Below are 23,879 nucleotides of genomic sequence, written 5' to 3'. Positions count from 1 at the left end.
ATAAAGAAATGGTGGCGGAACGGGATGGTCCGGGCCTGGCGCAGAGACGCTCGGGCAATGAGCTGCTGGTGTTCACGCTGGGGACGGAAGAATACGGCATCGATATTTTGAAGGTGCAGGAGATCCGCGGTTACGACGCGGTGACCCGCATCGCCAACGCGCCGGACTTCATCAAGGGCGTGGTCAATCTACGCGGCCATATCGTGCCCATCGTGGATTTGCGCCTGAAGTTCGGCATAGGCGAACCGGTGTACAACGCGTTCACCGTGGTGATCGTGCTGAATGTGTGCGGGCGGGTCATCGGCGCGGTGGTGGACGGCGTGTCGGACGTGATTCAGCTGGAGAGCGATGCGCTGCGCGCCGCGCCGGAGTTTGGCGCGGCGGTGGACACCGCCTATATCGAAGGACTGGGCACGCTGGACGAGCGCATGATCATCGTGGTCGATATCGAGAGGCTGATGGGCAGCGAGGAAATGGCGTTGACTGACGCCGCGGCTCGAGTGCAAGCGAATTAGGGGGCGAAGCATGAACAATATGAAAGTGATCCATAGACTGATCCTGGGCTTCGGTCTGCTGATCCTGTTGCTGGCGGTGGCGATGACGCTGGCGGTCAGACAGCTGCAGGGACTGGCCGATGATCTGGTCAATATTTCCGGCGTGCATATCCCGCAGGTCAGCGCCGCGCACAAGATCGCCGCCAATGTCGACCTGGCGTCTCGGGACGTGCGCAATCTGCTGCTGAGCAAGGATGCCCAACTGATCAAGGAGTTCAACCAGCAGATCGACGAGAGCCTGGCCAATCTGACGCAGCGGATGACGGCTTTGGAGCCGAATGTCGGCAACGCCGGGCGGCCGCTTTTCGAGGCGATGCGCTCCGACGAGGCCAGTTTCCGCTCCGAGCTGAACGTGTTCCGGCGCATGCAGGCGCAGGGGCGCGATGTGCAGGCCCGCGATTATCTGTTCGTCACCCTGCGCGACACCCAGCTCAAATACATGGCTTCGATCGACCGCTACATCGCGTTTGAAGAGAACCTGATGCGCAAGGCGGGACAGGACGCCAGCGACAACTCCCGGCAGGCTTACAAACTGCTGTTCGCCTTTACTCTGCTGGCCCTGCTCATCGGCGTCGGCTTCGGCGTCTTCATCATCCGCTCGCTGATGCGCCAACTGGGCGGGGAGCCGGCGGAACTGGTCAAAGTGATGCGGGAGTTGACCGAAGGCCAGGTGCGCTCCGAAATCAAGGTCAAACCGGGCGACCAGCACAGCCTGTTCGCGTCGATGAGCTTGCTGGCCGAGAAGGCGATCGAGAACATCCGGGTGCGCAACGCGCTGGACAACGCCTCCACCAATGTGATGATCGCCGACAACGAGCGCAACATCATCTACACCAATCACAGCGTGCTGGAGATGATGCGTCGCGCCGAGGCCGATCTGCGCAAGGCCTTGCCCAATTTCGACGCGCGCGCGATGCTGGGCGCCAATATGGATGTTTTCCACAGCAATCCGGCGCATCAGCGCGATCTGCTGGCCAATCTGAGCGCCACTTATCGCGCGCAGATCAATATAGGCACGCGCATTTTCGGCCTGGTGGCCAATCCGGTGTTCGGCACCGACGGTTCCCGTTTGGGCACGGTGGTGGAATGGAAGGACCGTACCGGGGAGGTGGAGATAGAGAAAGAGGTGGCCAGCATCATCTCCGCCGCCGCGGCCGGCGATTTCGACCGGCGCATCAATCTGGAAGGCAAGGACGGCTTTTTCCGCCAGCTGGGCGAAAGCGTCAACCAATTGCTGGCGGTGACCAGCCAGGGCCTGGGCGATATCGCCACCGTGCTGGCGGCTCTGGCCAAGGGCGATCTCACCCATGCGATCAAGGGCGATTACCAGGGACTGTTCAGCCAGTTGCAGAACGATACCAATACCACGGTGGTGCGTTTGAAGGAAATCGTGTCCAACATCAAGGAGTCCACCGACGCGATCAACACCGCCGCGCGCGAGATCGCCTCCGGCAACGCCAATCTGTCCAGCCGCACTGAGCAGCAAGCCGCCAGCCTGGAGGAAACCGCTTCCAGCATGGAGGAAATCACCAGCACGGTGCGGCAGAACGCGGAGAACGCCAAGAAGGCCAATACGCTGGCCACCGGCGCCTCCGACATCGCCGCGCGCGGCGGCAAGGTGGTGGGCGACGTGGTGGCCACCATGAACGAGATCAACGATAGCGCGCGCAAGATCGTCGACATCATCAGCGTGATAGACGGCATCGCCTTTCAGACCAATATCCTGGCGCTCAACGCCGCGGTGGAGGCGGCGCGGGCCGGCGAGCAAGGGCGCGGCTTCGCCGTGGTGGCCAGCGAGGTGCGCAATCTGGCGCAGCGCTCCGCCGCCGCCGCCAAGGAGATCAAGGGCTTGATCGGCAACTCGGTGGCCAAGGTCGAGTCCGGCTCCAAGCTGGTGGACGAGGCCGGCAGCACCATGGACGAGATCGTGATCTCCATCCGCCGCGTCGCCGACATCATGAGCGATATCTCCGCCGCGTCGATCGAGCAGAGCTCGGGCATTGAACAGGTCAATCTGGCGGTGACGCAGATGGACGAGAACACGCAGAAGAACGCCGCGCTGGTGGAACAGGCCGCGGCGGCGGCGGAGTCGCTGGAAGAGCAGGCGCGCTATCTGGACGACGCGGTGCAGGTGTTCAAGTTGGGAGAGCATGGCCCGCGTCTGCGGCAAGCGCCGGCGCGCGTGGCGTCGGCGGCGGAGCCGGCCGCCCATGCCGGCGGCGTCAATCCGGCGCCAGCTAAGCCGGCGGGCAAGATCGTGGTGCCGGCGCGGCTGCATCCGCAGGTGGACCTGAGCGACGGCGAGTGGGAGGAGTTTTGAGGCACAGGTCCGGAGGGGCCGTGTTGGCGGGCTTGGAATTGGACATCACGTTCACGCCCGAGGATTTTCGCCGCATCCGCGACATGGTGTACCAGCGGGTCGGCATCGCCCTCAACGACAGCAAGACGCATATGGCCTACGCGCGCTTGGCCAAGCGGGTGCGGGCTTTGGGCCTGAAAAGCTTCGCCGAGTATCTGGACCGCTTGGATCAGGACGCCTTGTCGGAGGAATGGCAGAATTTCATCAACGCGCTGACCACCAATCTGACCTCGTTTTTTCGGGAGCCGCATCATTTCGACATGCTGCGCGCCCACGCCGAGCGCTGGCGCAAACGAGGCCGGCCCTACCGGGTCTGGAGCGCGGCGTCCTCGACCGGCGAGGAGCCTTACTCCATCGCCATCACCATGGCGGAGTTGACGGAGAGCTTGCGGCCCTTCCCCTGCGAGTTGCTGGCGTCCGACATCGACACCCATGTGCTGCAACAGGCGATGCGCGGCGTGTATCTGCGCGAGCGAGTCAGCCAGTTGTCGGAGCCGCAGCTGCGCCGTTTTTTCGACAAGGGCGTAGGCGCCAATGAGGGCAAGGTGCGCCTGAAGAAACGCGTGCGCGAGGCGATGACGTTTTTCCAGATGAATCTGGTGGCAGAGGAATGGCCGCCGCTGGGGGAGTTCGACGTCATTTTCTGTCGCAATGTGCTGATCTATTTTGATAAGCCGACGCAGGCGGCCATACTCAATCATATGGCGCGGCATCTGGCTCCGGACGGGCTGCTGCTGCTGGGGCATTCGGAAAACATCCTGCACCTGAGCGACGCCTTCGTCCCCTGCGGCAAGACCAGCTACCGGCTGGCCTGATCAGGCGTTCCGTGCGTCCGGCCGTCGCGCTGCGGCGCGAGTTTATGAGCCTTGTTTATCGATCCGGGAGCGTGGATGGCGCTGGAAAAGAAAATTCGGGTAATCGTGGTGGACGACTCGGCCCTGATCCGCAATCTGCTGACCTCCATCATCGACGAAGCGCCGGACATGGAAGTGGTGGCCACCGCCTCCGATCCGCTGATCGCGCGCGAGCGCATCCGCGCGCTGGATCCGGACGTGATCACGCTGGACGTTGAAATGCCGCGGATGGACGGCCTGGAGTTCCTGCGCCGGCTGATGCGGCTGCGGCCGACGCCGGTGCTGATGATCTCCTCGCTGACGCAGCAGGGTTCGGAGGCGACGCTGACGGCGCTGGAGCTGGGCGCCATCGACTTTCTGTCCAAGCCGGCGCACGATATCGCCAGGCGCATGGGCGATTACGCCGATGAGATCCGGGACAAGATACGGGCCGCGGCCGCGGCCAGGGTGCGGGCGCCGCATCGTTTTCATCGCCCGGCCGATGTTCCGCCGCCGGCGCCGCCCTTGGGCGCCGGCGCGCAGCAGGCGATGTTGTTCATCGGCGCCTCCACCGGCGGCACCGAGGCGATCCGCGCGCTGCTGAGCGGCCTGCCCGCGACATGCCCGCCCATCTTGGTGGTGCAGCATATGCCCGAGCATTTCACCGCCAGCTTCGCCGCGCGCTTGAACGCCAGCTGTCCGATGCGGGTGAAGGAGGCGGAGGCGGGCGAGCCGGTGCGGCAGGGCGTGGCCTATATCGCGCCGGGCGATTGGCATATGCGGGTGCAGGCCGCCGCGGACGGTTTTCGCATCGAATTGGATCAGAGCGACAAGGTGAACCGGCACCGGCCGTCGGTGGACGCGCTGTTCGACTCCGCCGCGCGCTGCCTGGGCAAGCGCGCCATCGGCGTGATCCTGACCGGCATGGGGCGGGACGGCGCGGACGGCCTGCGCAGGATGCGCGACGCCGGCGCGGTCACCTTCGGTCAGAACGAGGCCAGTTGCGTGGTGTACGGCATGCCGCGGGAAGCGATGAAGGCCGGCGGCGTGCAACAGGAGTGGCCGCTGGACGCGCTGCCCTCCAAAATCATGGCCTGCCTGTACGGCAAGGCGGAAAAGGCGATGTTATGAAGAACGGCGCGGTGCATTTCAGCAGCCATTCGTATTTCGACAAGCATTTTCAAAGCCAGGCGGTGAAGGTGTTTCCCGGCGGCTTCTACGTCACCGGCCAGCCGCAGCTGCTGGTGACCTTGCTGGGCTCCTGCGTGGCCGTATGCATGCTGGACCGGACAGCCAATGTGGCCGGCATGAACCATTTCCTGTTGCCCGAGGGCAGCATCGAGGTGGGCGAGGGCGCGTCCGCCGCCCGTTTCGGCGTGCACGCGATGGAGTTGATGATTACCGAAATGCAGAAACTGGGCGCGATGCGCCATCGGATGGAAGCCAAGGTCTTCGGCGGCGGCAATGTGCTGGAGGGCATGTCGGTGATGAACGTGGGCGAGCGCAATCGCCGCTTCATCCACGGCTACCTGGATGCGGAAAGGATTCCCATTCTGGCCGAGGACCTGCTGGGCGACTGCGCGCGCAAAGTGTATTTCTTCACCGACAGCGGCAAGGTGCTGGTCAAGAAGCTCAAGCGTAGCCGCAGCCTGATCAGCGAGGAGACCCGCTATCGTCAGCAGGTGATGCAGCCGGAGGTGGCCGGCAAGTCCGGCGATATCGAGCTGTTTATCTGATGCGGTTCAACGTCCGCCGCGCGTCGTGAGACGCAATGCGCTTGCCTTCCTCGTTTCCAAGCGTTTCGCCCGGTCTCGCGCTTAGCGAGACCGGGCGAGCTTCTCAGCGCTCCAGGTGTTGCAGCTTGCCTTCGACCTCCGCCCAGTCCTCATGGTCCGGCAGCGGGGCCTTCTTCTCCGTGATGGTGGGCCAGAGCCTGGACAATTCGGCGTTGAGCGCGACGAAACTCTCTTGTCCCGGCGGAACGTCGTCTTCCGCGTAGATCGCGTTCACCGGGCATTCCGCCACGCACAGCGTGCAATCGATGCATTCCTCGGGGTCGATCGCCAGAAAATTGGGGCCTTCGTGAAAGCAGTCCACCGGGCAGACATCGACGCAATCGGTGTATTTGCATTTGATGCAGGCATCGGTTACAACGTAGGCCATGTTCAGCTCCTTGGTCGTCGAAAGCCGGCCGGCGCCGTTTGGCGCGGCGGCGGGGCGATGATTCGAGCGTATCAGTCAACATTATTAGCCAGAAATTCCCTTCACAACGCATTGCCGCCGTAAATTTCCTATCCGTCATGAACTCTTCTCGCTATCGCGGGCGTTTTGCCCCCAGTCCCACCGGCTTGCTGCACGCCGGCTCCTTGTGCACCGCCGTCGGCAGTTATCTGGAGGCGCGCGCGCGCGGCGGCGAGTGGCTGCTGCGGATGGAGAATCTGGACCCGCCGCGCGAGGTGGCCGGGGCCGCCGACGCCATCCTGCGCACGCTGGACGCCTATGGCTTCGAATGGGACGGCGAAGTGGTGTATCAAAGCCGTCGCCACGAGCTGTACCGTCAAGCGCTGGAGCAGTTGATCGCTTCCGGCCACGCCTATCCGTGCAATTGCACGCGCAAGGAGATCGCCAAGACCGCGCGGCGCGGCCTGGACGGCTACGTCTATCCCGGCCATTGCCGGCGGCGGCGTCCGGAAGAGGGCGGCCGCGCCTGGCGCTTGCGGGCGGCGCCCGGCGACACCGTGGTGGCGGACCGCCTGCAAGGGCCCTACCGTCAGAATCTGACGGCCGACATCGGCGATTTCGTCTTGCTGCGCGCGGACGGCTTTTGGGCCTATCAATTGGCCGTGGTGGTGGACGACGCGGAACAAGGGGTGAACGATGTGGTGCGCGGCGCCGACCTGCTGGTGTCCACGCCGCGTCAAGTGGTGGTGCAGCAGGCGCTGGGCGTGGCGACGCCGGGTTATTGTCATCTGCCGGTGCTGGTCAACGCCGCGGGGGAGAAGCTGTCCAAGCAGACGCTGGCGCCGGCGGTGGCGGCCGAGGACGCCGTAGCGGCCTTGCGCCTGGCCTTAAGCCGCCTGGGGCATGTTCCGCCGGAGGAGTGCGGCAGCCTGGCCGAGTTGTGGCAGTGGGCGCGAGCGCATTGGTCGCTGGCGCGCGTGCCAGTCGGACCGGTGCTTGCCGGCTGAATTGCGCCGTTTTATGCCAAAATTATGCGTTTGACGTCTTTTTTTCCATCCCGGCTGGCCTATATTGGCATCTGCGCACGCGCTTGTTGCGCATCATCGGCCGCGGCAAGCGGGTCGCCATCGTCTTCTCCTTGATATGCGGAAAATGCGACATGTTTTTATGTCGAATTTGTGTTCTAATGCCGCCTTTTTTTCATGCGCGCGCACTGGCGCAAAGTCCCGCTTCAGTTGACTCCGGTCAAGCGGTTTGAAGAAAGCATGCCCAGCTTGCGGGCGAGGCCCTCTATCATGGGCGCTTTTTCAGTCGTATCAGTCTGAATGCGAACGGAACTGGCCAGGCCAATTCCGCCGGCGCCATCGCATGAACGTAAACATGCGCGCGCGGCGCGCCCGTCAATCGGCAGGCCCGATGGAGACCAAGCCTTGAGCAATACCAATTTAGACAGCAAGACCAAGACCCGGGCGCTGGGCGTATGGATGTGCACCGCCTTGGTGGTGGGCAATATGATCGGCTCCGGCGTGTTCCTGCTGCCCGCGTCGCTGGCGCCGTTCGGCGGCGTGTCGATGATAGGCTGGCTGCTCACCGCCGCCGGCGCGATCTGCCTGGCCTTGGTGTTCGCCCGGCTGGCGGCCATCCTGCCCAAGGAAGGCGGGCCGTACGCCTATATTCATGAAGCCTTCGGCGGTTTCGCCGGTTTCTGGATCGCCTGGGGCTACTGGATTGCGCTGTGGGCCGGCAATGCGGCCCTGGCGGTGGCCGCCACCAGCTATATGCAGGTATTCGTTCCGGCGCTGGGCCACAATAATGTGTTGGCCGGCGTGTTCGCCATCAGCCTGATCTGGATCGTCACCTGGATCAACAGCCGCGGCGCGCGCAGTTCCGGCCTGGTGGCGGTGACGACCACCTTGCTTAAACTGTTGCCGCTGGCCGCCGTCACCTTCATCGGCTTTTTCCACATGCAGCCGGACAATATCGTGTTTAACCCTCACGACAAGCCGCTGCTCAGTTCGGTGTCCGCCACCATGGCGCTGACCCTGTGGGCCTTCCTGGGGCTGGAATCGGCGTCGGTGCCGGCAGGCGACGTGATCGAGCCGGAAAAAAACATTCCGCGCGCCACGGTGCTGGGCACTCTGATCGCCACCGTGCTCTACATCCTGTCCACGGTGGCCTTGATGGGCTTGATGCCGCCGGCGATGCTGGCCGCCTCCCAGGCGCCCTTCGCCGACGCCGCCCGGCTGATGTGGGGCGATTGGGGCTATTATCTGGTGGGTTTCGGCGCCATCGTGTCCTGCTTCGGCGCGCTCAACGGCTGGAGCCTGATGCAGGCGCACGTGCCGGCCGCGGCCGCGCACGACGGCCTGTTTCCCCGTCGTTTCGCCCAGATGAACCGCGAAGGCGTGCCCATTTTCGGCCTGCTGCTGTCCAGCGGGCTGGTGACGGTGCTGATGGCGATGAAGTACGCCGGCGGCGACGGCGGCGTCAAGATTTTCGAGTTCATCATCCTGCTGGCCACCGCCACCACTTTGCTGCCCTACGCCTTTTGCTCGATGGCCTTGCTCGCCATCATGCTGATGCGCCCCCAGCAGTTCCAGCGCAAGGACTTCCTGGCGCCGCTGTGCTTCGCCGGCGTGGGTTTCGCCTATTCGGTCTGGGCCTTGTACGGCTCCGGCGCCGACATCGTGATGTGGGGCATGATTCTGCTGCTGCTGGGCTTGCCGGTCTATGTCTGGCAGGTGAAGGAGCGTTACGCCGATCCTTCATGAAGGAGAGGCGATGTCGGATCCCAAACGCGGCTTAGGCCGCGTTTTCTTTTTGCGCAAGCCTATCGTCATGAGTCAACGGGCTTGCCTATGCCGCCGGCTGGTGGCCTACTAGGGCGCTTTGCTTTCAGACCGGGAGTTGCCATGAGGATAAGCGCCGCCGATCACGCGCTCGTCGCCATCGATTTCACCTATCCGCTGCCGGACGCGCAGACGCTGGCGCGGATGCGGGCGGAGAACGCGCCCTGCGCGCTTGAGCGCGCGGACGGCCTGTTTCCGGAAAACAGCTATTACCGCGCCGGCCGCAAAGGCTGCGCCGAAGGCATGTCGGCGCGGTCCTTTGTCGCGAGCCGCTTGCGCGAGACGGCGGCGCGGCTGGCGCCGGAGTACGGCTTGCTGCTGTTCGACGCCTACCGCTGCCGCGAAACCCAGGCGGATCTGTTTCAGATGGTGCTGGACGATGTGCGCGCCGCGCACCCGGACTGGGACGCGGCGGCGGTGGAGCGGCAGGCGCGACTGTTCGCCGCCCACCCGGACGACACCGCCCGTTTCGCGGTGTTGCCGCACAATTCCGGCGGCGCTGTGGACCTGGCGATCTGCCGGATGGACACGGGCGAGATCTGCGATTTCGGCACGGCCTTCGACGCGGCGGAGCCGGCGTCGCGCACCGATTTCTTCGAAGCGCCGCATGATCCGGCCCTGGGTTTTTCCTCCGAGCGCTGGCTGACGGTGCGTCACAATCGCCGCGTCTTGTTCAATCTGATGAAGCAGGCCGGCTTCAGCAATTATGCCGAGGAATGGTGGCATTACGATCTGGGCGACTGCCTGTGGGGGCAGGCGCTGGGCGTGGATTGGATCTATCCGTCGATGGAGGCCGAGCCGGAGAGGCCGGCCTGATCGCCAGGGCCGCCGCGCGGGCGCGGCGGCCCATGGCCTGGCGCTAGCCGGTCAGCGCCTTCAACCAGACCAGCGCGGCGCTGGCGCCCGCGTCCGGCACGCCCAGCGCCCGTTCGCCCAGATAGCTGGCCCGGCCCAGGCGCGGCCGCATGGCGGCGGTTGCCGCGCAGCCGCGCTCCGCCGCTGTCAGCGCCGAACGCCAGGCCGTCTCCGGAGCCTGTCCGGCGTCCAGAGCGGAGGCGAAAGCGTCGGCGGCGGGGGACAAGGCGTCCAGCATGGTGCGGTCGCCCACTTGCGCGCCGCCCAGTTCCGCGACGGCGGCGACGCCGTCCAGAAAGGCGGCCGCCCAGTCCTTCGGGGTGGGCGGGGTCGTCGTGTCCAGCCGCCGCGCCGCGCGCAGCAGGGCGGTGGAGTAGAAGGGCCCGGAGCTGCCGGCGATGGCCTGGCGCAAGGCCTGGCCGACCGCGCGCAGCGCCGTGGCGGGGTCGCTCCATGCGCTGTCGGGCAAGGCCCGGATCGCGGCCGCGCCGCGCTGCATGCTGACGCCCAGATCGCCGTCCCCGGCTGCGCCGTCCAGTTCGGTCAACAGCGGCTCGGCGGCGTCCAGCGCGTCGGCCGCGGCCCAGGCCGCGGCGCGCAAACGGGGATCGGCCGCGGAGGCGGAGGGCGTGAAAGCGTCGCGCGGCGGCGCGGCGCGCAGCTGGCGTTGCGCCGGCAGACGGCCTGAACCGGGCCAGGCCGGCGCCAGGGTGGTTTGATCCAGCCAGTTGAGGCGCTGTTCGTCCAGCGCCATCAGGGACAAGGAGCAGCCGGGCATTTCCAGCGCGGTCATGAAGTTGCCGCTCCAGGCGCGTTCCACCTGTAGGCCGCGCAGGCGCAGATGAGCCAGCGCGGCGCGGGCGACGATGGCCAGCTCCATCGGCGGCGTGCCGCCCAGGCCGTTGACCAGCAGCGCCACCCTGTGTCCCGAACGCCAGCCGCGGTCTTGCAAGATGGTGTCCAGCAGCGTCGCGCACAAATCGGCGGCCGATGGCGTCGTCACGCGGCGCACGCCGGCTTCGCCGTGTATGCCCAGGCCCAGTTCCGCCTCCCCGCTGTCCAGTTGAAAACCGGGGCGGCCGGTGGCCGGCACCGTGCAGGCGCCCAGGCCCACGCCCATGGTGGCCACCTGTTCCGCAGCCTGCCGCGCCGCGGCGGCGACCTCGGCCAGGCCGGCGCCGGAGGCGGCCGCCGCGCCGGCGATCTTGTGCACCAGCACCGTGCCGGCGATGCCGCGCCTGCGCGCCGGCTCCACGATGTCGCGCAGCGCCACGTCGTCGGCCACCACCACGCTGTCGACGGCGATGCCCTCGGCGCGGGCCAGTTCCGCCGCCAGGCCGAAGTTGAGCCGGTCGCCGGTGTAGTTCTTGACGATGAGCAGCACGCCCTTGGGGCCGGCGACGGCGCGGATCGCCGCCAGCACGGTGTCTACGCTGGGCGAGGTGAACACGTCGCCCACCGCGGCGGCGTCCAGCATGCCGTGGCCGATGTAGCCGGCGTGGGCCGGTTCGTGGCCGCTGCCGCCGCCGGAAATCAGCGCCACCTTGTCGCGCAGGCCGCCGGCGGGAAGGTCCGCCCGCAGCAAGACGTTTTCTTCCTCGAGCAGCGCCAGGCCGGGCAGGGTGTCGGCCAGGCCTTCCAGCATTTCCCGCGCCACATGGCGCGGATCGTTGATCAGTTTTCGCATCGCGGTTTCCTTTCCAGATCGGATAGAGATCGTGCTTGGTCAAGATGGATGTCATCTTACGATCAGCGCCGGCGCAATGGGGCGGTCATCTATTTTTTGATCGATAAGGAAATGAAATATGTTCGTAATCGATCTTAAACGAAGCAATGCCGGTTCAATGTTTTGCGGTTTCGAATATTTTAAGTCATTGTTTAAGTTGAAGATAAACACGGCTTGCCAAGCCCCGGTCCAGCAACCATAATCTGGCTCGTCATGCAGGAGAGAGTGGCCGTCCGCGCCACCGCCGAAGGCGCAAGCGCACCCGCAATCGCTCAGGCAAAAGGACTGCATCATCGGACTGGCCGCAGCCAGTTCGCCGAATCTGGAGAGCGGCATCCGCGGATGCCCACCGAAGGGGCTAACGGCCGCAAGGCCGGAAAATCTCAGGTGCAGGGACAGAGGGGTGTAGGGAATAGAGCAACACTACACGCTTTTGCTAAGGACGCACCGATGACGGCCCCGAAACGCACCCCCCTGTTTGAATCCCATATCGCCGCCGGCGCCAAGATGGTCGATTTCGCCGGCTGGGAAATGCCCATCCATTACGGCTCCCAACTCAAGGAACATGAGATCGTGCGCAGCGACGCCGGCATGTTCGACGTTTCCCATATGACGGTGCTGGACATCAGCGGCCCGGACGCCAAGGGCTGGCTGCAGCGCTTGATCGCCAACGACGTGGCCAAGCTCGGCTTCGAAGGCAAGGCGCTGTATTCCGGCATGCTCACCCCCGACGGCACCGTGGTGGACGATCTGATCGTCTATCTGACCTCCTACGGCTACCGCATGGTGATCAACGCCGGCACCACCGACAAGGACCTGGCCTGGATGGAAGGGCGCAAGGCGGATTTCGACGTGGACATCAAGGTGCGCCGCGATCTGTCCATCCTGGCGGTGCAGGGCCCGCAGGCCATCGCCAAGGTCTGCGCGGTCAAGCCCGAGCTCGCCGACGTCATCCAGGCCTTGAAGCCCTTCCAAGGCCAGCCCGCCGGCGATTGGTTCTACGCCCGCACCGGCTACACCGGGGAAGACGGCCTGGAAGTGATGCTGCCCGGCGTCGAGGCCGCGGCCTTTTTCCAGCAACTGCAGGCCGCCGGCGTGGCGCCGATCGGTCTGGGCGCGCGCGACACCCTGCGCCTGGAAGCCGGCATGAATCTCTACGGCCACGATATGGATGAAACCGTTTCCCCGCTGGAGGCCGGCATGGGCTGGACCATCGCCTGGGAACCGGCGGAGCGCGATTTCATCGGCCGCAAGGCGCTGGAGGCGCAGAAAGCCGCCGGCCTGAAAACCAGACAAGTGGGCCTGGTGCTGGAAGGCCGCGGCGTGCTGCGCGAAGGCCTGAAAGTGGTGGTGGAAGGCGTAGGCGAGGGCGTGATCACCAGCGGCACCTTCTCGCCCACCCTCAAACACTCCATCGCGATCGCGCGCGTGCCGGCCGGCACCGGCGATACGGCGCTGGTGGACCTGCGCGGAACCTTGACCGAGGTGCGCGTGGTCAAAATGCCGTTTGTGCGCAACGGCAAAAAAGTTTTCGCCTGAGCGGCGTGCTTGGGCAGGCCGCGCGACGCGGCCGGGAATATCGTTTAAGACCTGGATTTGACTGGAGACACTCATGAGCAACATCCCCGCCGAACTCAAATACGTTGAAAGCCACGAATGGCTGCGCCTGGAAGCTGACGGCTCCGTGACCGTGGGCATTACCGAGCACGCGCAGGAACTGCTGGGCGACATCGTTTTCGTCGAATTGCCGAAAGTGGGCGCCAAGCTCGCCAAGGAAGAGCAGGCCGGCGTGGTGGAGTCGGTGAAAGCCGCTTCCGACATCTACTGTCCGATTGCCGGCGAAGTGCTGGCCATCAACGAGGAACTGGAAGCCGAACCGGAACTGGCCAACGGCGAGCCCTACGGCGCCGGCTGGTTCTTCAAGATCAAGCCGGCGGATCCGGCGGACCTGGACGCCCTGATGGACGCCGCCGCCTACGCCAAGGAAATTGGCGCCTGATGGTGAAAACCGCCTCGCAGTCCTAATCGGCCGCGAGGCGTTTTTTTCGCCCGGTTATCCAGCAACACCCGATTGGCCGCGCAAGCCGCGGCGCGGACGGCAAGCACAGAAGGTCCCGTACTCATGTCTCTCTCCGAACTTTTCAACCGCAAAGAATTCATCTCCCGCCACATCGGCCCGTCCGACGCCGAGCGCGAGCAAATGCTGGCCGCCATCGGCGTGGCCTCCATCGATGAACTGGTGGCGCAGACGCTGCCGGCCGACATTCACCTGAACCGCAAGCTGGAGCTGCCGGATCCGATGCCGGAAGCCGAGGCGCTGGCCGCGCTGAAGGCCGTCGCCGCCAAGAACGTGGTCAATAAATCCTTCATCGGCCAGGGCTATTACCCGGTGCTGACCCCGACGGTGATCCTGCGCAATCTGCTGGAAAACCCGGGCTGGTACACCGCTTACACTCCGTATCAGGCCGAGATCGCCCAGGGCCGTCTCGAAGCCTTGCTGAACTTCCAGCAAATGGTGATAGACCTGACCGGTCTGGAACTGGCCAACGCCTCCTTGCTGGACGAGGCCACCGCCGCCGCCGAGGCGATGGCGATGGCGCGCCGCGTGTCCAAGGCCAAGTCCGGCCAGTTCTTCGTAGACAGCCGCGTGCTGCCGCAAACCCTGGACGTGATGCGGACCCGCGCCAAGTACTTCGGCTTCGAGCTGGTGCAGGGCCATCCGGAAGAGGCGGGCAAGGGCGAGTACTTCGGCGCCTTGTTCCAATATCCGGGCGAAGCCGGCGATCTGATCGACCTGACCCCGCACATCGCCGCGGTCAAGGCCAAGGGTGCGGTGGCGGTGGTGGCCGCCGACATCATGGCCTTGGTGGCGTTGAAATCGCCGGGCGAGATGGGCGCGGACGTGGCCATCGGCAATACCCAGCGCTTCGGCGTGCCCATGGGCTTCGGCGGCCCGCACGCCGCTTACTTCGCCTTCAAGGACGAGATGAAGCGCTCTGCGCCGGGCCGCATCATCGGCGTGTCGGTGGACGCCAAGGGCAAGACCGCGCTGCGCATGGCGCTGCAGACCCGCGAGCAGCATATCCGCCGCGAAAAGGCCAACTCCAATATCTGCACCAGCCAGGTGCTGCTGGCCAATATCGCCGGCATGTACGCGGTGTACCACGGTCCGGAAGGCGTCAAGCGCATCGCCGCCCGCATTCACCGCCTGGCGGCCATTTTCGCCCACGCGGTCAAGGCCACCGGCGGCAAGCTGGTGTTCGACCGCTTCTTCGACACGGTGCAGGTTGAGGCGCCCAAGGCCGAGGCGGTGTATCAGGCGGCGCTGGCCGCCGGCTACAATCTGCGCCGCGCCGGCGGCAATGTGCTGGGCGTCGCCTTCCACGAGGCGGCCAGCGAGGCCGATCTGGCTCGTCTGATCGAAATCTTCACCGGCAAGAGCGCCGACATCGCCGCGCTGGACGCCGCGGCCGCCGACGCGATTCCGGCCGGACTGAAGCGCGAATCCGCCTTCATGAGCCATCCGGTGTTCAACACCCATCATAGCGAGCACGAGATGCTGCGCTATATGAAGAAGCTGGAAAGCCGCGATCTGGCGATGAATCATTCGATGATCTCGCTGGGCAGCTGCACCATGAAGCTCAACGCCACCAGCGAAATGATCCCGATCACCTGGCCGGAGTTCGCCAATATGCATCCGTTCGCCCCGCGCGAACAGACGGTGGGCTATCTGGAAATGATCGCCGGCCTGGAAACGCAGCTGCGCGCGATCACCGGTTTCGACATCATTTCGATGCAGCCCAATTCTGGGGCCCAGGGCGAGTACGCCGGCCTGCTGGCGATCAGCCGTTACCATGAGTCGCGCGGCGACGGCCAACGCAATATCTGCCTGATTCCGCGCTCCGCCCACGGCACCAACCCGGCCACCGCGCAGATGATGAATATGCAGGTGGTGGTGGTGGATTGCGACGAGGCCGGCAACGTCGACGTCGCGGATCTGAAAGCCAAGGCCGAGCAGCATTCGGCTCAGCTGGCGGCGCTGATGATCACCTATCCGTCCACCCACGGCGTGTTCGAGCAGCCTATCCGCGAAATCTGCGCGATCATCCATCAGCACGGCGGCCAAGTGTATATGGACGGCGCCAACCTCAACGCCCAGGTGGGCTTGTGCCGTCCGGCCGACATCGGCGCCGACGTGTCGCACATGAACCTGCACAAGACCTTCTGCATCCCGCACGGCGGCGGCGGCCCGGGCATGGGCCCCATTGGCCTGAAAGCGCATCTGGCGCCCTTCATCGCCAACCACGTGGTGGCCTCGGTGCCCACCGCCCAGCCGGGCCAGACCGCGGTGTCGGCGGCGCCGTTCGGCTCCGCCTCCATCCTGCCCATCTCCTATATGTATATCGCGATGATGGGCGCGGAAGGCATGAAGCAGGCCACGGAGAACGCCTTGCTGTCCGCCAACTACGTGGCGACGCGGCTGGCCGAGCATTTCCCGGTGCTGTACACCGGCGCCAACGGCCGGGTGGCTCATGAGTGCATCATCGATCTGCGTCCGCTCAAGGCCGCCAGCGGCGTGACCGAAGTGGACGTGGCCAAGCGGCTGATGGATTACGGCTTCCACGCGCCGACCATGAGCTTCCCGGTGCCGGGCACGCTGATGATTGAGCCGACCGAGTCCGAGCCCAAGGTCGAGCTGGACCGTTTCATCGCGGCGATGGCGGCTATCCGTCGGGAAATCGACCAGGTGCAGAACGGCGTGTGGCCGGCGGACAATAATCCCTTGTGCAACGCGCCGCACAGCAAGGCCGACATCGCCGGCGACTGGCAGCGTCCGTACAGCCGAGAAACCGGTCTTTTCCCGCTGGACTATGTGCTGGAAAACAAGTTCTGGCCCAGCGTCAACCGCATCGACGACGTATACGGCGACCGCAATCTGGTGTGCAGCTGCCCGTCCACCGACAGCTACGCCTGATCCGCGCAGGCGGACGCCAAACCACCCCGGCCCAGGCCGGGGTTTTTTTACGCGTCGACGCGTCGATACGGCACTGGAGTTGAGTGGATATACGACTATCATATTTAATGAGGAATATGACGGCAGTCTTGCCGCCCTTGATCCGCGAACCCCACCGATAGGAGGCTGCGTTGGCGTTGAACGCGCAGGTTGCGATTGCCGCACCGGATTTCCAGCTGCTGTTCGAACGGGCCCCCGGCCTGTATTTAGTGCTGGATACCGATTTCAACGTCATCGCCGCCAGCGATATTTACCTGCAGACGACCTTGACCCGGCGCGAGTCCATCCTGGGGCGCAATCTGTTCGACATCTTTCCGGTCAATCCCGCCGAGCCGGAAGGCGAGGGCTCGCGCAATCTGCGCATTTCTTTGCAGCGCGTGCTGGCCACCGGAGTCGAGGACAGCATGGCGATGCAGAAATACGATATCCCGCGGCCGGACGGCAGTTTCGAAGAGCGCTATTGGAGTCCGACCAACTGGCCGGTGAAGCGCGCAGACGGCAGCGTGGCCTGCATCATTCACAGCGCGCAGGACGTCAGCGAGTTCGTGCGCCTGAAACGGAGCCAGCCGCAGCAGAGTCAGCCGGCGGAATGGCGGGCAATGGACGCGGCGGCGCTAGAAGCGGAAATGGTGAACCAGCATGCGCAAATCGCCCGGGCCAACACCGATCTGAAGGAATCCAATAACGAGCTGGCCCGCTTGAATCAGCAGATGCGCGAGCTGGATCAGATGAAGACCCGCTTCTTCGCCAATGTCAGCCATGAGTTGCGCACGCCGCTGACCCTGATTCTGGGTCAGGTAGAACGCTTCCTGACAGGCCAGGCCGAGCCGGAGGAGAGCCCCAATCTGCTGATGATCCAGCGGCAGGCGCGCATGTTGCTGCAGCAGGTCAACGATTTGCTGGACGTGGCCAAGCTGGACGCGGGGGAACTGAAGCTGCGCTACGCGCAGCTGGACCTGGCCGAGCTGGTGCGTCACGTGGCCTCTTATTTTACTTCGCTGGCCAGCGACCGGCATATCGACTATCAAGTGGCGGCGCCGAAAACGGCGTCGGCGCAGGTGGACGCGATCAAATTGCAGCGCGTATTGCTGAACCTGCTGTCCAATGCCTTCAAGTTCACGCCGGACGGCGGCCGCATTCAGATTGCGCTGGAGCTGAGAGGAAGCCAGGCCGGCATCCGGGTGCAGGACAACGGGCCCGGCGTGCCGGCCGAGATGCGCGACAAGGTGTTCGAGCGCTTCGTGCAAGTGGAGGACGGCGATTACGGCCGGCACGGCGGCACCGGGCTTGGCCTGGCCATCGTCAAAGAATTCATCGAACTGCACCATGGCAATGTGAGCTTGTTCGCCGCGGAGGGCGGCGGCGCCTTGTTCCGCCTCAGCCTGCCTCTGTTGGCGCCGGCGGGTGCGCCGATAGAGTCGGAAGACTTGCGTCTGGACGATTTGCTGGCCGGCGGCGCGGTGCCCGCGCCCGCGTCGCCGCAGGCCGAGGGGGGCGCCGCGCCGGACAAGGGCGGCCAGGCGTTGGTGCTGCTGGTGGAGGACAACATCGATATGAGCGCCTTCATTGCCGGCGCGCTGAGCAAGCATTATCGGGTGATGACGGCGCCGGAGGGCGGCCGCGGCCTGCGTTTGGCGCAGAGCGAGCAGCCGGACCTGATCATCAGCGATCTGATGATGCCGGGAATGGGCGGAGAAGAGTTTGTGTCGGCTTTGCGCGGCAACCGCCAGACCGAGGACATCCCGGTGGTGATGCTGTCGGCGCGCGCCGACGATTCGCTGCGGCTGCGTATGCTGCAGAACAGCGTGCAGGAGTTCTTGTTCAAGCCGTTTTCGGTGGCGGAGCTGCTGGCGCGGGTGGGGCGCTTGATCGGCGAGCGCCGACGCTCGGCGATGCGCTTGAAGCAGGCGCTGTACGCAGCGGAACAAATCGCCTGGGAGCTGGACCTGGGCGACGGGGTCTTGCACGAAGAGGGGCCGGTGGGGCGGATTTTCGGGCGGGCCGAGGATTATCGTCACGACAGTCTGGACGCCTTGCTGGCGCAAATCCATCCGGAGGATCTGAACGAGTTGCGTCGGCGCTGGCAGGCCTTGCCGGCCGAGGCCGGAGAAAGCCTGCACGAGTGTCAGTTTCGCGTCGCCCTGCCGGAGGCGGGGCAGGTCTGGATGCAGGTGAGCGCCAGCCTGTGGCGGGACGAACAGGGGCGGCCGCGGCGCGCGATGGGCTTTGCCCGCGACGTGTCCACGCTGAAGCGTTCGCAGCTCAATATCGAGTTTCTCGCCAAGCACGACAGCCTGACTCAACTGCCCAACCGCGTGCAGTTGAACGAGCGGCTGCAATGGAGCTTGAGGAATCATCGGCGCTCAGGGCGGAGTCTGTATCTGCTTTTGGTGGACCTGGACGATTTCCGCTTCATCAACGACAACCTTGGGCATGAGGTGGGGGACCGCCTGTTGCGCATCGTGGCTGAACGCTTGCGCGCCTGCGTGAGCGGCCACGATCTTTTGTTCCGCATCGGCGGCGACGAATTCGTCGCCTTGGCCGAGAACGCCGCCGACGGCGCGGCCGACAGCCTGGCCGAGCAGGTGCTGGCGGCGCTGGCGGCGCCGTACCAGGACGGAGACCACCGCTATTTCCTGTCCGCCAGCATCGGCATCAGCTGCTATCCCTGCGACGCGGACACGCCGGAAGGGCTGATGCGCGATGCGGATATGGCGATGTACCGCGCCAAGTACGCGGGCAAGAACGGTTATTGCTTCTTCTCCGAGGATATGGCGGACGGCGTGCGCCAGCGCCTGCAAGTGGAGACCGGCTTGCGTCAGGCCTTGCAGCGACGGGAACTGCGGCTGGAGTACCAGCCGCAGATGACGCTGCGCAGCCAGGACATGCTGGGGATGGAGGCGCTGTTGCGCTGGGAGCTGGACGGGCGCAAGCAGTCGCCGGCGGAGTTTATCGCCATCGCCGAAAAAACCGGCCTGATCATCGATATCGACGAGTATGTGTTTCGCAATGTCTGCAGCCAGGTGATGGCCTGGAGAGGGCAGGGCCTGCCGCCCTGGCGCGTCAGCGTCAATCTGTCGGCGCGCTTCTTCGGCTTGCCGGACGCCGTCGCGCGTTTGCGCGCGATCGCCGAGGAAAGCGGCGCGCCGCCGGAGCAACTGTGCCTGGAAATCACTGAGGGCACGCTGATGGACGCGGACAGCGCGATGAAGGCCTTGCCGACGCTCAAGCGCATGGGCTTTCACATCAGCGTGGACGACTTCGGCACCGGTTTTTCCTCGCTGTCCTATCTCAAGCGGCTGCCCATCGATGAATTGAAGATAGATCGCAGCTTCATCATGCGGCTGGACAGCGACGAGCGCGATCTGGCCATGGTGGCGGCCATCGTGTCCATGGCGGAAAGCCTGAGCCTGCAAGTGCTGGCCGAGGGCGTGGAAACCGAATCCCAGCACGCCTTGCTGCTGGCGCGCGGCTGCCATAGCGGCCAGGGCTATCTGTATTCGCGCTCCTTGCCCCCGAGGAGCTGGTGTCCTGGTGGCGCGGCCGTTTCGAGTGTTTCACGGGGCGGGCGGATTGATGCCCGGCGCCGTTTCGCCGGGCAGCCAGCGCCGGTACAGCGCGGCGAAACTGCCGTCGCGCTTCATCTCGTCCAGCGCCTGTTGCCAGGCCTTGATCACCGCGTCAGGGGTCTGACGGGAAAAGGCGATGTAGCCGTAGGTGTGGGAAAAGGTCAGCGCCTTGCGCACTTGGGCCGGGTCGAAGCCCTGCTGGCGCAATTGATGCGGCAAGGTGGTGTTTTCGCTGACGATGACGTCGGCGCGCTTGCGCATCAACATGGTCAGCAACTGGTCCGGCGTGGCCACGGTGGCCAGGTTGGAGAAGTTCTGCGCGCTCAGCAGCTGTTGCAGATACCAGTCTCTCACCACCATGATTTGCGGCAGTTTGCGGGCGTCATCCAGCGTTTGCAGTTTGATCGGGCTGTCGCGCCTCACAAACAGGCAGCCCAGGGTTTCGGTGACCGGGCCCACCCATTTGAACATGCGCTCCCGTTCCGGGGTGCGGTTGGTGTTGAACAGCACGGTGTTCGGCTGCTGTTGCGCCTGGCGATAGCCGCGCGCCCAAGGCACCACGGCAATGGGGTCGTGGTTGCCGACGCGGCGTTGTATCCCTTGCACCACTTCCACCACCAGGCCGGCGGCCTTGCCGTCTTGCTCGAAAGTCAGCGGTGGGTCATCCTCGGTCAGGATGTCCAGCGCAGGGCCGGGCGCCGCGCGCAGCGGCGCGGCGACAAAGCTGGTCAAAAACAGGGCAAGCAGGCAGTGGCGGCGGTTCATGTCGATGGCGCTTTGTATTCTGGCTGTCCGCTTTGACTGTAGCGGCAATTTGCGCCGGGCTCAAACTCCATCCTTGGCCGCGTCGCGAATATGAATATGCATAATCGATGGTTTGTTTTTTTCGCTTATTCGCTTAACCTTCGTTTCTGATACTGAAGATGCCATGCAGTTTGATGAGGAAATGCCGATGAACAAGCAATTGACGCTGTTGGCCCTGGCCCTGGCGCCTACCCTGGCGCTGGCCGCGCGCCCGTTGACGGTGTGCACCGACGCCAATCCGGAAGGTTTCGACGTGGTGCAGTACAACTCCCTGGTCACCACCAACGCGTCGGCGGACGTGCTGATGAACCGCCTGGTCGAATACGATCCGGCCGCCCGCAAAGTGGTGCCGGGCCTGGCCGCGTCTTGGCAGGTCAGCGACGACGGCCTCGGTTACACCTTCAAGCTGCGGCCCAATGTGGCCTTTCACTCCACCGATTACTTCAAGCCTGGCCGCAAGCTGACGGCCGACGACGTGGTGTTCACTTTCGAACGCATGCTCAATCCGGCCCATCCTTGGTACAAGAGCGCGCCGAACGGCTATCCGCACGCGCAATCCATGCAGTTTCCCAAGCTGATCAAGGCGGTGCAGAAGGTGGACGCCAATACTGTGCGTTTCGAGCTCAACTATCCGGAAGCCACCTTCCTGTCCAGCCTGACCATGGGCTTCGCGTCCATCTATTCGGCCGAGTACGCCGGGCAGTTGCAGGCTGCCGGCCGCCAGGCGGACTTGAACGCCAAGCCAATCGGCACCGGGCCCTTCATCTTCCGCAGCTTCCAGAAGGACGCCGTGGTGCGCTACGCGCCTAATCCGGCTTATTGGGGAGCCAAGCCCAAGGTCGGCGCGCTGATTTACGCGATCACGCCGGATTCGGCGGTGCGCGCGCAGAAGCTGAGGGCCGGCGAATGCCAGCTGGCCTTGTCGCCCAAGCCGCAGGACGTGCTGGCGGCCAAGGCGGATCCCAAGCTGCGGGTTCTGCAAACGCCGGCCTTCATGACCGCCTTCGTCGCCTTCAACAGCCAGAAAAAACCGTTGAACAACCCCTTGGTGCGGCAAGCGCTCAACCTGGCTTTCGACAAGAACTCTTATCTGAAAACGGTGTTCGACAATACCGCCACCGCGGCGGACTTGCCTTATCCGCCGAATACCTGGAGCTACAACAAGGGGGCCAAGCCCTATCCTTACGATCCGGCGCGCGCCAAGAAACTGCTGGCCCAAGCCGGCTATCCCGACGGTTTCGAAACCACGGTGTGGGTGCGGCCCAGCGGCAGCACGCTGAATCCCAATCCCAAGGCGGGCGCGGAGCTGCTGCAGTCCGACCTGGCCAAGATCGGCGTCAAGGTGCAGATCAAGGTGATTGAGTGGGGGGAGCTGATCAAGCGCGCCAAGGCCGGCGAACATGAGCTATTGTTCATGGGCTGGGCCGGCGACAACGGCGACCCCGACAACTTCCTGACCCCGCAGTTTTCCTGCTCGGCGGTGCAGTCCGGCACCAATTTCGCGCGCTTCTGCGACGCCAAGCTGGACAAGCTGATCAGCGACGGCAAGAAGAGCAGCGATTTCGCCCAGCGCGCCAAGTTGTATCTGGCGGCGCAGAAGTTGATCCAGGAGCAGGCCTTGTGGCTGCCCTTGGCCCACCCCACGGCGTATGCCTTGGCGAGCAAGGATTTGAGCGCTTACGCCGTCAGTCCGTTCGGGCGGGTGGACTTTGGACGAGCGCAGTTGAATTGAGACCGGCGGGCCGGTTGTCGACGGCCGGCCCGTCAGGCTTTGTCAGCATAAGCGAGGAAATGCCGGTTAATGTTCGAATGCGAACTTGCCTGTGCATATTTCCCCGCTTTAAGTAATTCAACATCGTATTTTTGTTGAAATGTTGTTTTAGCGTATTTATTTTTTCGATTAGAAACTAGCTGCTTTCTAAGGGCGACATTGCTTGAGTGTCTGCTTGTTATCTTGAGGCGGGTCGTCAAGCAGAGAAGACCGACGGAGAGGGCGTGACGATGTCGATGACGGTCGCCGAGCATCGTCATTGCTATGGCGCGTTTTTGTTCACATCCGCGGCGATCTTGCCGCTATTTTCGCGCGTTGCGCGGACGCCACGCCGGCGGCGAGTCCATGCTGGGGGCGTCTGGCAAGACAGTAAGCCGCGCAAAATGTTCCAAATCATCAAAACTACGCAATTTAATAATAGTAATTTTAATATTTGCGACCTCTTTTTAAGAGTTATTGGGAAATAACTTTAAAAAGAACAGCATTTTTCCGGCTATCCCTAGTTGAAACTACTCACTGGCCTATTTAGCGTGCGCTCGCCCTCGCTTATGGCAAAAGTTTCGCGTATCATCAGACCTTGGTTGGGATAAACATGACATAAGAATATAATGCAAACTAGACGAACACAACAAAGTCGTAGGGAGTCCACCATTGGGAAACTGGTGGAAGCGGCCATCGAGTGTCTGCTGGAGTTTGGCTATCACGGTACCAGCGTGCAGCTGATCTGCAGCCGGGCCGGTGTCTCCCAGGGAGCCCTATTCCGCCATTTCGCCACCAAGAACGAACTGATGTTGCCGGTAGGGCGCAAGGTAGTCGACGATATTTTCGAGGCCGGCCTCAAGCTGGCGGCGGAAATGTCCAGCACGATGCCGGAGGAGGAACGGATCGTCGCGCTGATGAAGGCGCTGGTGCTGTCGCCGCGTCACATCGTGCTGATGGAACTGCTGATGGCGGCTCGAACCACCGCCGATCTGCGGGAAATCTTCCTGGCAAGTTCCAGCAATTACTTCCGCGACCGCTTCGTCGCCATGATGGCCTCGCTGTTTCCGCGTTACGCCATTTCCACCGGCTTCTTCGCCACCTTGCTGACCATGATGACCACCTTCCACGGCATGGCCTTGTACCGGATGCTGAACGAGCATCCCGAAGGCGACAAAATGCGGGAACAGTGGTTGCAGACCGCTCTGCGCAGCGAGCTGGAACGCATTCGCGCCGAAGGCGCGGACAGCCGCAATCCTTTATACCAACTGCCGTTCTAAGAACTTGTTCAAAGTCCGCCGCACGCTGCGAAACGCGATGCGGGGAGCGCCGTTTCGAAACGCAGATGCGCGGCATGCGCATAGCGTTTTCTCGGCGGTTTTCGT

At 64.1% G+C, this 23,879-nt stretch carries 16 protein-coding genes, 1 pseudogene and 2 riboswitches; of the genes and pseudogenes, 14 read left to right on the top strand and 3 right to left on the bottom strand.

What is annotated here, in order from left to right:
* Window positions 1–8: 8 nt before the first annotated feature.
* The 5 genes from HQN78_RS12495 (at window position 9) to cheD (ending at window position 5,482) form a co-directional block, all read left to right on the top strand.
* On the top strand, window positions 9–515 hold the full coding sequence (locus tag HQN78_RS12495) for a chemotaxis protein CheW (RefSeq protein WP_227107169.1): 507 nt from the start codon (window positions 9–11) through the stop codon (window positions 513–515).
* A 10-nt stretch (window positions 516–525) separates the two neighbouring features.
* Window positions 526–2,874 carry a methyl-accepting chemotaxis protein gene (locus tag HQN78_RS25850; RefSeq protein WP_370646528.1) on the top strand — a complete coding sequence of 783 codons (2,349 nt, stop codon included), beginning with the start codon at window positions 526–528 and terminating at the stop codon, window positions 2,872–2,874.
* A gap of 20 nt (window positions 2,875–2,894) precedes the next feature.
* A complete protein-coding gene (locus HQN78_RS12480) occupies window positions 2,895–3,728 on the top strand; it encodes a CheR family methyltransferase (RefSeq protein ID WP_235084157.1) in 834 nt (277 codons plus the stop codon).
* A 75-nt stretch (window positions 3,729–3,803) separates the two neighbouring features.
* The gene (locus HQN78_RS12475) at window positions 3,804–4,877 is read left to right on the top strand and encodes a chemotaxis response regulator protein-glutamate methylesterase (RefSeq protein ID WP_235084156.1); all 1,074 of its coding nucleotides are present in this window, start codon (window positions 3,804–3,806) and stop codon (window positions 4,875–4,877) included.
* Window positions 4,874–5,482, top strand: coding sequence for a chemoreceptor glutamine deamidase CheD (cheD, locus tag HQN78_RS12470; RefSeq protein WP_107798341.1), 609 nt, complete (start codon window positions 4,874–4,876; stop codon window positions 5,480–5,482). The genes HQN78_RS12475 and cheD overlap by 4 nt, the downstream gene beginning before the upstream one ends.
* Before the next feature lie 103 nt (window positions 5,483–5,585).
* On the opposite strand, the gene fdxA is transcribed toward cheD, so the two are convergent.
* Entirely contained in the window at window positions 5,586–5,909 is a 324-nt protein-coding gene (gene fdxA, locus HQN78_RS12465; RefSeq protein ID WP_235084155.1) for a ferredoxin FdxA, read from the bottom strand.
* Between the two features lie 137 nt (window positions 5,910–6,046).
* Between fdxA and gluQRS the strand changes: the two genes are divergently transcribed.
* From gluQRS to HQN78_RS12450, 3 genes are all read left to right on the top strand, one after another.
* Window positions 6,047–6,934, top strand: coding sequence for a tRNA glutamyl-Q(34) synthetase GluQRS (gene gluQRS, locus HQN78_RS12460; RefSeq protein ID WP_235084154.1), 888 nt, complete (start codon window positions 6,047–6,049; stop codon window positions 6,932–6,934).
* 423 nt (window positions 6,935–7,357) lie between these two features.
* Complete coding sequence (locus HQN78_RS12455) at window positions 7,358–8,698, top strand: amino acid permease (RefSeq protein ID WP_227107177.1); 1,341 nt, start codon at window positions 7,358–7,360, stop codon at window positions 8,696–8,698.
* Window positions 8,699–8,839: 141 nt separating this feature from the next.
* Window positions 8,840–9,592, top strand: coding sequence for a M15 family metallopeptidase (locus HQN78_RS12450; RefSeq protein WP_235084153.1), 753 nt, complete (start codon window positions 8,840–8,842; stop codon window positions 9,590–9,592).
* A 43-nt stretch (window positions 9,593–9,635) separates the two neighbouring features.
* Here the strand turns inward: HQN78_RS12450 and HQN78_RS12445 are convergent, their stop codons facing one another.
* Window positions 9,636–11,318: a dihydroxyacetone kinase family protein gene (locus HQN78_RS12445; RefSeq protein ID WP_235084152.1), complete on the bottom strand. Its 1,683-nt coding sequence runs from the start codon at window positions 11,316–11,318 to the stop codon at window positions 9,636–9,638.
* Between the two features lie 245 nt (window positions 11,319–11,563).
* Window positions 11,564–11,655, top strand: a riboswitch (glycine riboswitch).
* Between the two features lie 14 nt (window positions 11,656–11,669).
* Window positions 11,670–11,766: riboswitch (glycine riboswitch) on the top strand.
* Window positions 11,767–11,807: 41 nt separating this feature from the next.
* Here HQN78_RS12445 and gcvT point away from each other — a divergent pair.
* From gcvT to HQN78_RS12425, 4 genes and pseudogenes are all read left to right on the top strand, one after another.
* Window positions 11,808–12,896 (top strand): glycine cleavage system aminomethyltransferase GcvT, encoded by a 1,089-nt coding sequence (gene gcvT, locus HQN78_RS12440; RefSeq protein ID WP_235084151.1) that lies wholly within the window; start codon window positions 11,808–11,810, stop codon window positions 12,894–12,896.
* A 73-nt stretch (window positions 12,897–12,969) separates the two neighbouring features.
* Window positions 12,970–13,356 (top strand): glycine cleavage system protein GcvH, encoded by a 387-nt coding sequence (gene gcvH, locus HQN78_RS12435; RefSeq protein WP_107798347.1) that lies wholly within the window; start codon window positions 12,970–12,972, stop codon window positions 13,354–13,356.
* A 123-nt stretch (window positions 13,357–13,479) separates the two neighbouring features.
* The gene (gcvP, locus tag HQN78_RS12430) at window positions 13,480–16,332 is read left to right on the top strand and encodes an aminomethyl-transferring glycine dehydrogenase (protein WP_235089739.1); all 2,853 of its coding nucleotides are present in this window, start codon (window positions 13,480–13,482) and stop codon (window positions 16,330–16,332) included.
* 170 nt (window positions 16,333–16,502) lie between these two features.
* Window positions 16,503–19,865, top strand: a pseudogene (locus tag HQN78_RS12425) (EAL domain-containing protein); the annotation flags it as partial.
* Between the two features lie 63 nt (window positions 19,866–19,928).
* On the opposite strand, the gene HQN78_RS25845 reads toward HQN78_RS12425, so the two are convergent.
* Window positions 19,929–20,705 carry a substrate-binding periplasmic protein gene (locus HQN78_RS25845; RefSeq protein WP_370646609.1) on the bottom strand — a complete coding sequence of 259 codons (777 nt, stop codon included), beginning with the start codon at window positions 20,703–20,705 and terminating at the stop codon, window positions 19,929–19,931.
* Window positions 20,706–20,892: 187 nt separating this feature from the next.
* Here HQN78_RS25845 and HQN78_RS12420 point away from each other — a divergent pair, with 187 nt between their 5' ends.
* Window positions 20,893–22,476 (top strand): ABC transporter substrate-binding protein, encoded by a 1,584-nt coding sequence (locus HQN78_RS12420; RefSeq protein ID WP_235089736.1) that lies wholly within the window; start codon window positions 20,893–20,895, stop codon window positions 22,474–22,476.
* 647 nt (window positions 22,477–23,123) lie between these two features.
* Entirely contained in the window at window positions 23,124–23,774 is a 651-nt protein-coding gene (locus HQN78_RS12415; protein ID WP_107798352.1) for a TetR/AcrR family transcriptional regulator, read from the top strand.
* The last annotated feature ends 105 nt before the right edge of the window (window positions 23,775–23,879 follow it).

The organism is Chromobacterium sp. Beijing (assembly GCF_021496765.1).
Taxonomy (GTDB): domain Bacteria; phylum Pseudomonadota; class Gammaproteobacteria; order Burkholderiales; family Chromobacteriaceae; genus Chromobacterium.
The sequence above is the reverse complement of the archived record's forward strand: the minus strand, read 5'-3'. Positions and strand labels throughout refer to the sequence as shown.

Excerpts from the sequence above, each read along its gene's own strand:
- gcvH (WP_107798347.1), top strand. The coding sequence starts at position 12,970 with ATGAGCAACATCCCCGCCGAACTCAAATACGTTGAAAGCCACGAATGG.
- HQN78_RS12415 (WP_107798352.1), top strand. The coding sequence starts at position 23,124 with ATGCAAACTAGACGAACACAACAAAGTCGTAGGGAGTCCACCATTGGG.
- HQN78_RS12495 (WP_227107169.1), top strand. The coding sequence starts at position 9 with ATGGTGGCGGAACGGGATGGTCCGGGCCTGGCGCAGAGACGCTCGGGC.
- HQN78_RS12445 (WP_235084152.1), bottom strand. The coding sequence starts at position 11,318 with ATGCGAAAACTGATCAACGATCCGCGCCATGTGGCGCGGGAAATGCTG.
- HQN78_RS12420 (WP_235089736.1), top strand. The coding sequence starts at position 20,893 with ATGAACAAGCAATTGACGCTGTTGGCCCTGGCCCTGGCGCCTACCCTG.
- fdxA (WP_235084155.1), bottom strand. The coding sequence starts at position 5,909 with ATGGCCTACGTTGTAACCGATGCCTGCATCAAATGCAAATACACCGAT.
- gluQRS (WP_235084154.1), top strand. The coding sequence starts at position 6,047 with ATGAACTCTTCTCGCTATCGCGGGCGTTTTGCCCCCAGTCCCACCGGC.
- HQN78_RS25850 (WP_370646528.1), top strand. The coding sequence starts at position 526 with ATGAACAATATGAAAGTGATCCATAGACTGATCCTGGGCTTCGGTCTG.
- HQN78_RS25845 (WP_370646609.1), bottom strand. The coding sequence starts at position 20,705 with ATGAACCGCCGCCACTGCCTGCTTGCCCTGTTTTTGACCAGCTTTGTC.
- gcvP (WP_235089739.1), top strand. The coding sequence starts at position 13,480 with ATGTCTCTCTCCGAACTTTTCAACCGCAAAGAATTCATCTCCCGCCAC.
- cheD (WP_107798341.1), top strand. The coding sequence starts at position 4,874 with ATGAAGAACGGCGCGGTGCATTTCAGCAGCCATTCGTATTTCGACAAG.
- HQN78_RS12450 (WP_235084153.1), top strand. The coding sequence starts at position 8,840 with ATGAGGATAAGCGCCGCCGATCACGCGCTCGTCGCCATCGATTTCACC.
- HQN78_RS12475 (WP_235084156.1), top strand. The coding sequence starts at position 3,804 with ATGGCGCTGGAAAAGAAAATTCGGGTAATCGTGGTGGACGACTCGGCC.
- gcvT (WP_235084151.1), top strand. The coding sequence starts at position 11,808 with ATGACGGCCCCGAAACGCACCCCCCTGTTTGAATCCCATATCGCCGCC.